Source organism: Cellulomonas sp. (assembly GCF_965229465.1).
Classification (GTDB): domain Bacteria; phylum Actinomycetota; class Actinomycetes; order Actinomycetales; family Cellulomonadaceae; genus Cellulomonas.
On the sequence record NZ_OZ245882.1, the window covers coordinates 1,518,941 to 1,532,585 of the forward strand.

Annotated in this window: 12 protein-coding genes; 5 read left to right on the plus strand and 7 right to left on the minus strand. The window is 72.7% G+C overall.

Annotation, left to right across the window (positions count from 1 at the left end; genetic code table 11):
* The first annotated feature begins 68 nt into the window (after positions 1–68).
* Entirely contained in the window at positions 69–488 is a 420-nt protein-coding gene (locus ACO06A_RS07305) for a polyketide cyclase (protein WP_421735358.1), read from the plus strand.
* Positions 485–913, plus strand: a complete 429-nt coding sequence (locus ACO06A_RS07310) for a MarR family winged helix-turn-helix transcriptional regulator (RefSeq protein WP_421735359.1) — start codon at positions 485–487, stop codon at positions 911–913. Before ACO06A_RS07305 ends, ACO06A_RS07310 begins: the two co-directional genes overlap by 4 nt.
* On the opposite strand, the gene ACO06A_RS07315 is transcribed toward ACO06A_RS07310, so the two are convergent.
* The 7 genes from ACO06A_RS07315 to ACO06A_RS07345 are packed head-to-tail and all read right to left on the minus strand — an operon-like array spanning position 910 to position 8,867.
* Positions 910–2,358 carry a phytoene desaturase family protein gene (locus tag ACO06A_RS07315; protein WP_421735360.1) on the minus strand — a complete coding sequence of 483 codons (1,449 nt, stop codon included), beginning with the start codon at positions 2,356–2,358 and terminating at the stop codon, positions 910–912. The genes ACO06A_RS07310 and ACO06A_RS07315 overlap by 4 nt on opposite strands.
* A gap of 16 nt (positions 2,359–2,374) precedes the next feature.
* Positions 2,375–2,776 carry a monovalent cation/H(+) antiporter subunit G gene (mnhG, locus tag ACO06A_RS07320; RefSeq protein ID WP_421735361.1) on the minus strand — a complete coding sequence of 134 codons (402 nt, stop codon included), beginning with the start codon at positions 2,774–2,776 and terminating at the stop codon, positions 2,375–2,377.
* Entirely contained in the window at positions 2,773–3,183 is a 411-nt protein-coding gene (locus ACO06A_RS07325; RefSeq protein ID WP_421735362.1) for a monovalent cation/H+ antiporter complex subunit F, read from the minus strand. The genes mnhG and ACO06A_RS07325 overlap by 4 nt, the downstream gene beginning before the upstream one ends.
* Positions 3,180–3,731: a Na+/H+ antiporter subunit E gene (locus tag ACO06A_RS07330; RefSeq protein WP_421735363.1), complete on the minus strand. Its 552-nt coding sequence runs from the start codon at positions 3,729–3,731 to the stop codon at positions 3,180–3,182. Before ACO06A_RS07330 ends, ACO06A_RS07325 begins: the two co-directional genes overlap by 4 nt.
* Entirely contained in the window at positions 3,728–5,272 is a 1,545-nt protein-coding gene (locus ACO06A_RS07335) for a Na+/H+ antiporter subunit D (RefSeq protein ID WP_421735364.1), read from the minus strand. The genes ACO06A_RS07330 and ACO06A_RS07335 overlap by 4 nt, the downstream gene beginning before the upstream one ends.
* The gene (locus ACO06A_RS07340; RefSeq protein WP_421735365.1) at positions 5,269–5,754 is read right to left on the minus strand and encodes a Na(+)/H(+) antiporter subunit C; all 486 of its coding nucleotides are present in this window, start codon (positions 5,752–5,754) and stop codon (positions 5,269–5,271) included. Before ACO06A_RS07340 ends, ACO06A_RS07335 begins: the two co-directional genes overlap by 4 nt.
* A gap of 5 nt (positions 5,755–5,759) precedes the next feature.
* Entirely contained in the window at positions 5,760–8,867 is a 3,108-nt protein-coding gene (locus tag ACO06A_RS07345) for a Na+/H+ antiporter subunit A (protein WP_421735366.1), read from the minus strand.
* 209 nt (positions 8,868–9,076) lie between these two features.
* On the opposite strand from ACO06A_RS07345, the gene ACO06A_RS07350 reads away from it, so the two are divergent.
* From ACO06A_RS07350 to ACO06A_RS07360, 3 genes are all read left to right on the plus strand, one after another.
* Positions 9,077–11,146: a (Fe-S)-binding protein gene (locus ACO06A_RS07350; protein ID WP_421735367.1), complete on the plus strand. Its 2,070-nt coding sequence runs from the start codon at positions 9,077–9,079 to the stop codon at positions 11,144–11,146.
* Positions 11,143–11,586: a pyridoxamine 5'-phosphate oxidase family protein gene (locus ACO06A_RS07355; protein ID WP_421735368.1), complete on the plus strand. Its 444-nt coding sequence runs from the start codon at positions 11,143–11,145 to the stop codon at positions 11,584–11,586. Before ACO06A_RS07350 ends, ACO06A_RS07355 begins: the two co-directional genes overlap by 4 nt.
* Before the next feature lie 284 nt (positions 11,587–11,870).
* On the plus strand, positions 11,871–13,643 hold the full coding sequence (locus tag ACO06A_RS07360) for an ABC transporter ATP-binding protein (protein WP_421735369.1): 1,773 nt from the start codon (positions 11,871–11,873) through the stop codon (positions 13,641–13,643).
* Positions 13,644–13,645: the final 2 nt, after the last annotated feature.

A 13,645-nucleotide genomic window follows, 5' to 3' on the forward strand; every position in this document is an offset into this window, starting at 1 on the left:
TCCGAGCCTTGCGGAGATTTAGTCTGTGCGCCTATAGTCGTTGCACGGACTAAATCGAAGGAGTCATCATGTGGACCGCTGAGCACACCGCCGAGACCTCGCTCCCCCGCCCGGTCGTCTGGGCCGCCCTGCAGGACCTGCACCGGGGCACCCTGACCTACGACGGTGCGGACACCTTCGAGCTGCACGGGCCCTTCGCCGTCGGCAGCACCGTGTCCGTCACGCCGGTCGGCCAGGACACGTTCACCTCGACGATCGTCGACCTGGTGGAGCCCGAGACGTACGCCGACCTCACCGAGTACGGCGACGTGACGCTCGTCTTCCGGCACACCCTCGTCGAGGTCGACGGCGGCACCCGGGTCACGCACCGCCTGGAGATCGGCGGCCCCGCAGGCGACGAGGTCGGCCCCGAGCTCGGCCCGCAGATCAGCGGCGACTTCGACACGTCGATGACGGCGCTCTTCGAGGCCGCCCGGTCCCGCGCGTGACCAGGTTCGCCGGCGGTCCGGCCGAGAGCCCGGGCTTCCTCCTGTGGCACGCGACCCTGCGCTGGCAGCGCGAGATGACGGCGACGCTCGCGCCGCTCGGCCTCACGCACGTGCAGTTCGTGCTGCTGGCCTGCACCTGGTGGCTGGAGAGCCACGGCGGCGCACCGCACCAGGTCGACGTCGCCGCGCAGGCGGGGACGGATCCGAAGATGACCTCGGACGTGATCGCGCGCCTCGAGGCCAAGGGCCTGGTGCGGCGCGAGGCCTCGGCGTCGGACGCGCGCGCCAAGGTGGTGACCGTGACCGACGCCGGTGCGACCCTGGCCCGCCAGGCGATCGCGGCGGTCGAGGCCACCGACGCGGCGTTCTTCGCGGGGGTCGACACCGGGTCGCTCGCGGCCCTCGCCCGGTACGGGGAACGCTAGGGGGCCAGGCTCGGGAGCGTGGTGATGCCGAACTCCCGCAGCACCCGCTTCGCCGCGTACCAGCCACCGAGGCCGTGCACGCCGGGCCCGGGCGGGGTCGACGCCGAGCACAGGTACACGCCGTCGCGTCCGGAGGAGTACGGGTCCCACCGCCGGGTCGGCCGCGCGAACAGCTGGCCGATGCTCGCTGCCCCCGCGGAGATGTCGCCGTCGACGTAGTTCTGGTTGTGCTCGCTCATCCGGGACGCCGGGGTGCACCGGGACGTGACGACGACGTCGCGGAACCCGGGCGCGTACCGCTCGATGTGCCGGGTGACCGCCTCGGTGACGTCCACGTCCGACCCGGACGGCACGTGCGCGTAGGTCCACAGCGGGCGCCGACCGTCCGCCAGCCGGGTCCCGTCCACCACCGTCGGGTCGCTGACCAGCGTCATCGGCAGGTCGGCATGCTCGCCGCGCGCCACGGCACCCTCCGCCCGGGCCATCTCGTCGCGGGTGCCCCCGACGTGCACGGTCCCCGCGAGCCCGACCTCGGGCACCGTCCACGGCACCGGACCGTCGAGCACGAAGTCGACCTTCGCGGCGGCGTCGCCGTACCGGAACGCGTCCAGGGCGGCGCGCGCCCGCGGGGACAGCTTGGTGCCGAGCACCTCGACCAGCGTCCGCGGGGTGGTGTCGAAGACGTAGCAGTGCGCGGGAGGCAGGTCGGCGAACCGGCGCACGCGGTGGTCGGTGCGGATGACGCCGTCGTGCGCCTCGAGGTCCGCGCGGAGCGCCGCGACGAGCGCGCCCGACCCACCGCGCGGGATCGGCCAGCCGCCCTCGGCGTGCGCCAGCGTGGCAAGCAGCAGCGCGGTGCCGGCGGCCGCGAACGAGGGCAGAGGGGAGATCGCGTGCGCCGCGACGCCGGTGAGCAGCGCCGGGGCGACCTCGTCGACGAACCGCCGGTCCCAGGCGCGCGTGCCCTGCTCGAGCACGCCGAGCCCGAAGCGCAGCGCAGCGCGCGGGTCGACCACCGGGATCGATCGCTTGTCCCCGAGCGCCACGCGCACCGCGGGGGCCGCGGCACCGCCGACCAGCGACCGCCACGTCGGGCCGTCCACCCCGAGCGCCGCGACCGTGCGCTCCAGGTCCCGGTAAGCGATCCCCGCGCGCCCGCCCGGCACCGGCTGCGCGTACGACACCTCGGGCACCAGCAACTCGACCCCGCGCGCGGCCAGGTCGAACTCCTGGAAGAACGGCGACGCCCACGCCATCGGGTGCACGGCCGAGCAGACGTCGTGGGTGATCCCGTCGGCCAGGCCGAGGTCCAGCGTCCGCGCGCCGCCGCCCACCGTCGGCTCGGCCTCCAGGACCAGCACGCCCAGCCCCGCGCGCGCCAGGGTGACCGCCGCGGCGAGACCGTTGGGCCCCGAGCCGACCACCACCACGTCGCGTCGCGTCATGCGTGCCTCCTGAGCCTCAGTCTCGGGGGTCGTCGTCCTGCGCGCGACCATGGTCGCGCACCCGCGCGCGCTCCTGGTCGCTGGTCAGCTCGTCGACCACCAGCAGGTCGCTGCGCACCTTGCCCGTCCGGTAGCCCGCCCGGCCCACCATGTGCGCCGCCACGGGCGCGGTGAGCATCTGGAAGACGGCCACCAGGACCAGCGCCCAGACCGCCCCGCCCGACCGCAGCCGCAGCGCGAGCCCGATGAGCACGAGGATCAGGCCGAGCACCTGCGGCTTGGTGCCGGCGTGCATGCGGGCCAGCAGGTCGGGGAACCGCAGCACGCCGACCCCGGCCGCGAACGCGAGGAACGCGCCGCCCAGCAGGCACACCGCGGAGGCCACGTCGGCGACCGTCGTCCACTGGTCGGTGGTCATCGGACCTCCCCCTCGGCGCCGCCACCGTGGTGCTCGTCGGTCTCCTCGCGGCGCCCGGACCGGCGGCTCTCCTCGGCGTAGTCCTCGCCGTCGATGCGCTCGGCCTCCTGCGCCGCGATCTCCTCGCGCGTCCGCACCCGGCCCTCGCCCTCGGGCTCCACCGACGCGAACCGCGCGATGGTCACCGACCCCACGAACCCGACGAGCGACAGGACCACCAGGATCGGCACCACGTCGGCGCGCCGGTTGACGGCCGCGTACAGGGCCACCGCGGCGATCATCGTGGTGACGACGATGTCCAGCGCGATGGTCCGGTCCAGCATCGACGGACCCTTCTCGGCCCGGACCACGGCCAGGAAGGCGCCGACCGTGAGCAGGACCCCGCAGACCACGACGACGACGGTCATGCGCGCACCCCCAGACCGGCGGCGTCGAGCTCCTCGTCGGACGCGAACGCCCGCAGGACCCGCTCCTCCTGGTCCAGGACGGCCTGCCGCGCCGCCTCGATCCCCCCGCTCTGCTGCACGTCGAGCACGTGCAGGTAGAGCATGCCGGTCAGTCGGTGTGCCTCGACCACCAGCGACCCCGGAACCAGCGACGCCAGCTCCGCGGTCAGGGTCAGGTAGAGGTCCGAGTGGCTGCGCAGCTGGACGCCGATCACCGCGCCGCGGGGCACGTAGCGGGGCCGGAGCGCGATGAGGCTGACCTCGAACGACGCCCGCACCAGGTCCGCAGCGAAGCGCACGACGAGCCGCAGGACGCCGACCGGCCGGAACCGCCCGTGGAAGTCGATGGGCGCCATCCGCAGCCCGGCGGTGACCGCCAGCGCGATGACCAGGCCGGCCAGCACGTTGCCGATCGTGAGGTCGCCCCACAGGAACACCCAGACCACGGTCAGCCAGACGATCGTGGCCCACTGGGTGTGCCAGCGGCGTCGGCGCGGGTGCAGGCTCATGGGTGCTCCTCCGCCACGTCGTCCGACACGCCCTGGCCCCGCTCGCCGTCGGGCAGCACGGCGTCGACGTACGGGGTGCGCTCGGTCAGAGAGACTGCCGCGCGCTCCGTGTAGGCGTACAGCGGGCCGGCCGCGACCGTGAGCAGCAGGCCGACGGAGATGAGAGCGGCGGTCGGCGCGACCATCCCGAACGGCAGGCGCACCGGCGGGCGCGGCTCCTCGGGGGTCTGCCAGAACGCCTTGTTCCAGGCCTTCACCAGCGCGTACAGCGTGAGCAGCGACGTGACGACGCTGCCGACGACAAGGACGTACGCCAGCGGCGTGCCCATCTGTACACCGGCCTCGAGCAGCCCGATCTTGCCCAGGAACCCGGACAGCGGCGGGATGCCGGCCAGGTTCATGGCGGGCACGAAGAAGAGGATCGCCAGCAGCGGGGTCAGCTTGGCCAGCCCACCGAGCTTGGTCAGGGACGTCGAGCCGCCCGCGCGCTCGACCAGGCCCACCACCAGGAACAGCGCGGTCTGCACGGTGATGTGGTGCGCGACGTAATAGATGGCGGCGGTGTACCCCAGGTCGGTGGCCATGGCGATGCCGAACACCATGAACCCGATGTGGCTGACCAGCGTGAACGAGAGCAGCCGCTTGATGTCGTCCTGCGCGACGGCGCCGAGGATCCCGATCACCATCGTCGCCAGCGCGGCCCACATCAGCGCGTCGTCCAACCGCCCTTCGGGGAACAGCAGCGTCTGCGTGCGGATGATCGCGTACACGCCGACCTTGGTCAGCAGGCCGGCGAACACCGCCGTGACCGGTGCGGGGGCGGTCGGGTAGGAGTCGGGCAGCCACGCCGACAGCGGGAAGATCGCCGCCTTGATGGCGAACGCCAGCAGGAGCAGCACCTGGAGCACCAGCCGGACCCCGGGGTCGATCTCGGGCAGCCGGAGCGCCAGCTGCGCCAGGTTCACGGTGCCGGTGGCGGCGTAGATCATCGCGATCGCCACCAGGAACAGCACGGAGGACAGCAGCGCGACGACGATGTAGATCGTCCCCGCCCGGATGCGCTCGCCGGTGCCGCCGAGCGTGATGAGCACGTAGCTGGCGGCCAGCAGGATCTCGAACCCGACGTAGAGGTTGAACAGGTCGCCGGACAGGAACGCGTTGGCGACCCCCGCCGTCAGCACCAGGTACGTCGGGTGGTAGATGGAGACGGGCGCGGACTCCTCGTCGTCCTCGCCACCCTGCGCGAGGGAGTACAGGAGCACGCAGAGGGTGACCGCGCTGGAGATCGTGAGCATGAGCGCGGACAGCCGGTCGGCCACCAGGTCGATGCCCACGGGAGCGGCCCAGCCGCCGACGTCGACCACCAACGGGCCGTCGTCGGCGAGCACCAGCAGGGTCACGCTGACGACGAGCACCAGGCTCAACGCGGTCACCGACACGAGCCGCTGGACGTTCGGCCGGCGGTAGAGCGCGAGCGCGAGCCCCGCAGCGGACAGGGGGATGACGACGGGCAGCGGGACGATCCACGAGAGGTCGCTCATCGCTCCCCCTCCAGCACGCGGGCGGGTGCGCCCTCGTCGGTCTCGTCGCGCGCCTCGGCGGCCTCCTCGTCGAGCGTCTCCGCGGCGATCTCGGTGTCCGCGTCCGTGGTCGCGCGCTCGTTCGCGGCGGCCAGGCGGGCGATGTTGCGGTCCTCGACGTCGTCCTGCACCTCGTCGTGCCGGTGCAGCTGCCACGAGCGGTAGGCCATGGCCAGCAGGAACGCGGTCATGCCGAGCGTGATGACGATGGCCGTGAGCACCATCGCCTGCGGCAGCGGGTCGCTCATCTGCCCCTCGGGCGTCGCGCCCACGATCGGCGGCCGACCGGCAGCGCCGCCCGCCACCAGGAACAGCAGGTTGGCGCCGTTGCCGATGAGGATGACGCCGATGAGCACCCGCGACAGGCTCCGCTCCAGCAGCAGGTAGACGCCCGCGGCGAAGAGCACGCCGACGGTGACGACGAGGACGATGTTCGGGCTCATGTCGATCACGGCACGCCCCCGTCCCAGCCGGCGGGCTTGGCGCCCGCGGCCACCTGGGCCGGCACGTCGCCCTCGACGGCACCGCCCGCCGCGTCGCCCCCGACCGGGTCCTCGCCCGTCTCCGCACGCCGGTCGATCTCCGCGCCGAGGCTCCGCAGGATGTCGAGCACCAGGCCGACGACCACCAGGTACACCCCGATGTCGAAGAAGAGCGACGTGACCAGGTGCAGGTCGCCGATCACCGGCAGGTGGAGGTCGATGATCCAGGACTGCAGCACCTCGCCCCCGGCCAGCAGCCCGAGCAGCCCGACGCCGGCCGACAGGAACAGCCCGAGCCCGAGCAGGAGGCCCGGCTGCACCGGCGCCGCCTCGCCCAGCTCGTACCGACCGCCCGCCAGGTACCGCACGATGAGCGCGATGCCGGTGACCAGCCCCGCCGCAAACCCGCCGCCGGGGGCATTGTGGCCGCTGAACAGCAGGTACACCGAGTAGACGATCATCGTGTGGAAGAGCAGGCGGACCACGACCTCGAAGATCACCGACCGCCGCTGCGGCGCCAGCGTCCGCCCGGCCTGGAGCCACTCGCGGCCGCGGGAGGCGCTCGACGGCACCGCGGACTCGTCGCGGTCGGCCACCATCCCGCCGGCATCGACCGCGGCCGAGTCGCCTCCGGGCCTGCGCAGCGCGGCCATCGGGTCGGCCGTCCCGCCCCACACCGCCCGGTCCACGCGGGCCTCGTCGGCCCGGTAGATGGCGCCGCCCCGGCGGGAGAGGAAGACCAGCGACGCGACGCCGGTCGCGGCCACCAGCAGCACCGAGATCTCGCCCATCGTGTCCCACGCGCGGATGTCGACCAGCGTGACGTTGACGATGTTCTTGCCCCCGCCGAACGTCACCGCCTCCTGCGCGAAGTCCGTGGACACCGGCACGTGGATCCGGGCGCTGGGCGCGACGAGCGCGATCCCCGCCACGGTCAGGCCCACCGCGACGCCGAGGCCCAGCCGCACCCACCGGCTGGCGGCGAGCGGTCGGTCGGAGAAGTACGGGGGGAGCCGGCGCAGGACGAGCACGAACACGACCAGGGTCACGGTCTCGACGAGCACCTGCGTGAGGGCCAGGTCCGGGGCGCCGTGCAGCAGGTACAGACCGGCCATCGAGTAGCCGCCGATGCCCAGCAGGATGACGGCCTTGAGCCGCCGCCGTGCGCGGGTGACCAGCAGCGCGGAGGCGATGGTGCCGGCCGCGAACACCAGCTGGGCGGGGTTGTCCCAGAACGTGAACTGCATCGGGAACACCGTGCTGCCCAGGGCCGTGCCGCCCACCGCCACGACGAACACGACGAGGATCAGGCCCAGGTACAGCGGCAACGAACCGCGCTGGGTGACCGCGGTGACGTCGGCCGCCACGTCGTCCAGGCGTCGCATGAACCGCCGGTACACGCGGTCGGCCTCCGGGCCGCGGTACGCGGCGGTCTGCCAGCGCTCGACGCGGTCGCGGACGAGGAACAGCAGGGCGCCGGCCAGCAGGATCGCCAGCGTGAGCACGAACGTCGGCGTGAACCCGGCCCAGAGCGCCAGGTGCCCCGGCTCGCCCTCCGGGTAGGTGGCGGCGTACGGCTCCAGCAGGTGCTCCCCCAGCTGCGGCAGCAGGGCGACGGCCAGGCCGAGGACCGCGAGGATCATCGCCGGCCACACCAGCAGCAGCGACGGGTGCGTGATGCGGGCCGGCTCCGCGTCGTCGTGCGCGGCCTCGTGGATCGAGGTCCCGGGCGCTGTGGACTCTGCGGACTCGACCACTGCTTCGGGGACCACGGCCGGCTTGGTGGAGAACGCGCCCCACCACAGCCGCAGCCCGTACGCGACCGTGAGCACCGACCCGACGGCCACCGCGACCAGCACGATCGTGCCGACCGGTGCGTCGAGGTGCCCGACCGCCTCGAGCCCGGCCTCCTTGGCCACGTACCCCGCGAACGGCGGCAGCCCGATCATCGAGGCCGTCGCCAGGGCGCCCGCGAGCGCGGTCAGCTTGAGCTCGCGACCCACCCCCGACAGCCGCCGCAGGTCACGCGTGCCGGTGGCGGCGTCGACCACGCCGACCACCAGGAACAGCGCAGCCTTGAACATCGCGTGCGCGCCGAGCATCGCTAGCCCCGCGAGCGCCGTCGCCCGCGTGCCCAGCCCCACCAGCAGCACGATCAGGCCCAGCTGGCTGACCGTGCCGAACGCGAGGATGAGCTTGAGGTCGTGCTGGCGCAGCGCCCGGTACCCGCCGAGCAGCATGGTCCCGCAGCCGAGCGAGATGACGATCCACTGCCAGACGGGGGTGGTCGAGTAGGCGGGTGCGAACCGCGCGACCAGGTAGACACCGGCCTTCACCATGGCCGCCGCGTGCAGGTAGGCACTGACCGGGGTGGGCGCCGCCATGGCGGCGGGCAGCCAGAAATGGAACGGGATCAGCGCCGACTTGGTGACCGCGCCGGCCAGCAGGCAGACGATCGCGACCGTCACGGCGGTGGTGCCCTGCGGCGGGTCCGCGATCACCTCGGACAGCCGGTACGTGCCGGCCGCCTCGCCCAGCAGCACGAGGCCGACCAGCATGGCGAGGCCGCCCGCCGTGGTGATGACGATGGCCTGCATGGCCGCGCGCCGGCTCGCCTTGCGCTCGGCGTAGTGGCCGATGAGCACGTACGACGTCACCGTCGTCAGCTCCCAGAACACGAACATCAGCAGCATGTCGTCGGACGTGACCAGGCCGAGCATCGACCCCGAGAACGCGACGAACACGCCGCCGAACCGCCCCAGCCCGGACGCGCTCGACTTGAAGTACGCGGCACAGTAGACGAGCACCAGGGCGCCGACGCCGCCGACCACCAGGGTCATCAGCCACGACAGCGTGTCCAGCCGGAACGTGAGCTCGAGCCCGAGCGTGGGGATCCACTCGACCTGCTCGACCGGCCCGTTCCCGGCCTGCACCTGCGACGTCCAGGTCAGCGCCCAGACGGCGGCGCTGGCCGGTGCGAGCGCCAGGACCCAGAACGCCTTGCGGCCCATCCAGCCCAGCAGAGCGGGCGCGACGACGGCTGCGGCCAGGTGAACGGCGAGCAGCAGCAGCACGTCCGGCTCCGTCCTGTAGGGGCGGGTGGTCGGTCGGTCGTCGAGTTCTTGGTGTGAGGCGCAGGTACGGGCATGCGTCGGAAGCCATGGCTAGCGCCCCCGCGATGCACTGAAGATTTGGTCAAGACTCTACCAACCGGATTCCCATGCCACTTCCCACGGGTGGTCGGTCCCACGGCCGACGGGCCCGACGCCGCTAGCGTGGCGGCGTGAATGCGCTGCAGGTGGTGTGCCTGGTCCTGGTGATCGTCGCGACCGTCGTCGGGGTCGCGGTGTTCGCGCGCGGGATCGGCGCGATCGTGCGGACCGTGCGGGTCGGGGGGCCCGTCTCCGGTCGCTGGACCCCCGTGGGACCCCGGTTGGCGACGCTCGCGCGCGAGGTGCTCGGCCACGGGCGGTTCCAGCACAGACCGGTGGTCAAGGTGGCCCACTGGGTGGTGATGGTCTCCTTCCCGGTGCTGTTCCTCACACTGCTCACCGGGTACGGGCAGGTGGTCGATCCCGGGTACGCGTTGCCGCTGATCGGGCACTTCGCGCCTCTGGAGTGGGCGATCGAGGCGATCGCGTGGGCGTCGCTGCTCGGGATCCTGGCCCTCATCGCGATCCGCCTGCGGCTGCTCCCGCGCGGTTCGCGGTCCTCCCGGTTCTTCGGGTCGAACCAGGCGCAGGCGTTCTTCGTCGAGGCGACCGTGCTGGCCGTCGTGCTGGCGGTGCTGGTGCTGCGCGGGCTGGAGTACGCGCTGGGCGGCGGAGACGCGTGGCACTTCCCGCTGACCGCGTGGTTCGGGTCGGCGTGGGCCGGTCTGCCGACGGCGACGCTGGAGAACGCGATCGTCGTCGTCGCGACCATCAAGATCGCCGTGTCGATGTCGTGGTTCGTCGTCGTCGGCCTGCAGCCCACGATGGGCGTCGCGTGGCACCGGTTCCTCGCGATCGTCAACGTGTACGCGCGCCGCGAGGCCACCGGCGGCCCGGCCCTCGGTCCGCTCCAGCCGCTGCCGGTGGACCTGCTCGGCGAGGCCGAGCTGCCCGACGACGTGCGCCTCGGCGTCGGCGCCATCGAGGACTTCACCTGGAAGGGCCTGCTCGACTTCTCCACCTGCACCGAGTGCGGTCGCTGCCAGGACCAGTGCCCGGCCTGGGCGACGGGAAAGCCGCTCAGCCCCAAGCTCGTCACGCTGGCGCTGCGGGACCACGCGGCGGCCACCGCCCCGTACCTGCAGGCGGGCTCCGCTTCTCATCAGGGGCTCGACCTCCTCGGCACGGGAGTCATCGACCCCGACGCCCTCTGGGCCTGCACCATGTGCGGCGCGTGCGTGCAGCAGTGCCCGGTGGACATCGAGCACGTCGACGCGATCTCCGACATGCGGCGCTACCAGGTGCTCATGGAGTCGGCGTTCCCCAAGGAGCTGGGCGGCACGTTCAGCAAGCTGGAGCGACAGGGCAACCCGTGGGGTCTCCCGGCGCGCAACCGGCTCGCGTGGGCCAAGGGACTGGAGTTCGAGGTGCCCGTGGTCGGCGTCGACGTGGAGTCGGCGAGCGAGGTCGAGTACCTGTTCTGGGTGGGCTGCGCGGGCGCGTACGAGGACCGGGCGATCCGCACGACGAAGGCCGTCGCCGAGCTGCTGCACACGGCCGGGGTCAGCTTCGCGGTGCTGGGCGACGGCGAGTCCTGCACCGGCGACCCGGCGCGGCGGGCGGGCAACGAGCTGCTGTTCCAGATGCTCGCGAGCGCCAACGTCGAGCTGCTCAACGAGGTGGGTGCGCAGCGGATCGTCGTCACCTGCGCGCACTGCTTCAACACGATCGCCCGCGAGTACCCCCAGCTGGGCGGCCGCTACGAGGTGGTCCACCACACCGAGCTGCTCAACACCCTGGTCGCGGACGGCCGGCTCACCCTGCTGCCGTCCACCGACGAGCGCACGATCACCTACCACGACCCCTGCTACCTCGGCCGGCACAACCAGGTCTACGCGCCGCCGCGCGAGCTGCTCGGAGCGATCCCCGGCGTGCAGGTGGCGGAGATGCCGCGCAACCGCGAGCAGGCGTTCTGCTGCGGCGGCGGGGGTGCGCGCGTGTGGATGGAGGAGTCTCTGGGGACCCGGATCGGCACCGCCCGGGCCGAGGAGGCCATCGCCACGGGCGCGTCCGTCGTCGCCACCGCCTGCCCGTTCTGCACGGTGATGCTCTCCGACGGCGTCGCCGCCGCCGACCAGACCGTCGGCGTCCCCGAGGTCACCGACATCGCCCTGCTGCTCCTCGACCGGGTGCGCGAGTGATCGGCCCCCGCAGCACCGAGCAGCGCCACGCCGACGCGCTCTACCGGCTCGGTCATGACGTCGACGCCTGGGTGGCGACGACCGACACCGCCACCGGGGCGCCCCGCCTGACGCCGCTGTCGTTCCTGTGGCACGACGAGACACTCCTGTTCGCCACGTCCGCGGCCGGCGCCACCGGCCGGAACCTTGCGGTGAACCCGTCCGTGCAGGTGGGCATCGGGCTGACCCGCGACGTGGTGCTGGTCCAGGGGACGGTCGAGGTGCTGCCGACCCTGCCGGAGGCGCTCGGGGACGCGTTCGCGACGAAGACCGGGTTCGACCCGCGCACGATCGCGACCGCCTTCCCGTACTTCCGCCTCACGCCGTCGAGCATCCAGGTGTGGCGCGAGGAGAACGAGCTCGCCGGCCGCTGGGTGATGCGCGACGGGGTCTGGCGCTAGAGCTCGCCCTCGGACTCTCGCTCGGGCCCGGTCTCGGGCTCGAGCTCGGGCTCGGTCTCGGGCTCTCGCTCGGGCTCGGGCTGGGCTCGGTCCGGGTGCTCGCGTGAAGACTTTGCTCCGCTGGGCGCGACGAAGTCTTCACGCGAGCGCGGCTACGGCGGAGCCGTCCGGCGGCCCCACCACGTCACGTCGGCCCTCGGCGTCGCCCCCACGCGTCGAATCGATCCGATCTCACCTGGGAAGGCGCTATCCGCCGAGCGGGCGCGGATGTCACGATGGAACCCGTGACCTCCGGACCCCGCCCGCACCTCGCCGTGATCGACATCGACGGAGCCCACCCGGTCCGGTCCGTCGTCCGGCTGCTCGGTGCGCATCGTCGCCGGGTCCTGACCGCGGTCGCCTTCTTCACCATGAAGGACGTCCCGCTCTGGCTCATGCCCGTGATCACGGGCAAGGTCATCGACGTCGTCGTCTCGGGCGGCCCGACGAGCGAGCTCTGGCTCTGGGCGGCCGTCGCGGTCGCCGCGCTGCTCCAGAACTACCCCAACCACGTGCAGTGGACCAAGCTCTTCATGGGCGCCGTCCGGCAGATCGGTGCCGACCTGCGCAACGGCCTGACCGCCCGGTTGCAGAGCCTCTCGATCGGTTTCCACTCGCGGGTCAGCGCCTCGATCGTGCAGACGAAGGTGGTCCGCGACGTCGAGAACGTCGAGGTGATGCTCCAGCAGATCGCCCACCCCCTGCTGTCCGCGACCATGGTGATGCTCGGCGCGATCGTCATGACCGCGCTGGCCGTCCCCGAGTTCCTGCCCGTCTACGCGCTGACCATCCCGCTCGCGGTCCTGCTGCGGTTCGTGCTGGCGCGGCGGTCGCGCGAGCGCAACGAGTCGTTCCGCCGCGAGGTCGAGCACTTCTCCGCGCGCGTCGGCGAGATGGCCACACTGATGCCGATCACCCGCGCGCACGGCCTGGAGTCCACCGCCGAGGAGCGCGTCGCCGTCGGCGCCGAGGGTGTGCGGTCCGCCGGCTACCGGCTCGACGTGCTCAACGGCCGGTTCGCGTCGCTGAGCTGGGTCAGCCTCCAGCTGCTCGGCGTCCTCTGCCTGGTGCTGGCCGCCTGGGTCTCGATCACCGGCGTCATCACGATCACCCCCGGCCAGGTGGTGCTGCTCAGCTCGTACTTCGCGCTCATCACCGGGTCGGTGACCAACCTGTTGATGCTGCTGCCCATCGGCGCCAAGGGGCTCGAGTCGGTGCGGTCGATCGCCGAGGTCATGCAGGAGCCCGACCTGGAGGAGAACGCGGGCAAGCACCGGGTCGACCGCGTGGAGGGTCGGCTGACCCTCGAGCACGTGCACTTCCGCTATCCCGACGCCGACACCGACGCGCTGGACGGCATCGACCTCACCATCGAGGCCGGGCAGACCGTCGCCTTCGTCGGCCCGTCCGGCTCCGGCAAGTCGACCGTGCTCAACCTGGCGCTCGGCTTCCTGCGCCCCACCGGCGGGCGGCTGCTGCTCGACGACGTCGACACCGCCCTGCTCGACCTGCGCTCCGTCCGCCGGCACGTGTCCGTCGTGCCGCAGGAGTCGGTGCTGTTCGAGGGGTCCATCCGGGACAACGTCGCCTATGGCATGCCGCGGGCCACCGACGCGCGGGTCCGGCAGGCGCTCGTCGACGCCAATGCCGCCGAGATCGTCGACGCCCTCCCCGACGGCTGGGACACCGTGGTCGGCGAGCGCGGCGCCCGGCTGTCCGGCGGTCAGCGCCAGCGGATCGCGATCGCCCGAGCCCTCGTCCGCGACCCGCGCATCCTGCTGCTCGACGAGGCGACGTCCGCCCTCGACCCGGAGTCGGAGGCCGCCGTCAAGGAGGCCCTGGCGCGGCTCATGCGCGGACGCACCACGCTCGTCGTCGCGCACCGGCTCTCGACCATCCGCTCCGCCGACCGGATCGTCGTCCTCGACGGCGCCCGCGTCGTGGAGGTCGGCACGCACGAGGATCTGCTCGCCGCCGACGGTCGCTACGCCCGCCTCCAGCGCGCCCAGCAGGTGTAGCC